Genomic DNA, 224 nt, shown 5'->3' with positions numbered 1-224 from the left:
CTCTCCGGGGACCACCACCGCAGTAATCTGACCTTCCCTGAGATCCAGCTCCAAATCGTGAATCTGCCCCAGTTTTCGACCATCCGTAATGCTGACCACATCTTTGGATTGTAATTCGGAAATCTTGATCATCGGGCTCACCTTGCTTTTGCGGCGTTTAATTCATATATATGAGCCCGGTAGGAAAAATGTACGGCAACCCCCGGCCCGCCCGTCATATGTAC

At 50.9% G+C, this 224-nt stretch carries 1 protein-coding gene; it reads right to left on the bottom strand.

Features of this window, described 5'->3' with window-relative positions:
* Window positions 1-132 (bottom strand): PRC-barrel domain-containing protein (locus tag RZO55_RS10980; protein ID WP_318064323.1); only part of this gene is annotated, 132 nt, incomplete at its 3' end.
* Between the last annotated feature and the right edge of the window lie 92 nt (window positions 133-224).

Origin of the sequence: Clostridium boliviensis (assembly GCF_033342255.1) — a bacterium.
Classification (GTDB): Bacteria; Bacillota; Clostridia; order Lachnospirales; family Lachnospiraceae; genus Lacrimispora; species Lacrimispora boliviensis.
This window is presented reverse-complemented; position numbering and strand designations above follow the sequence as displayed.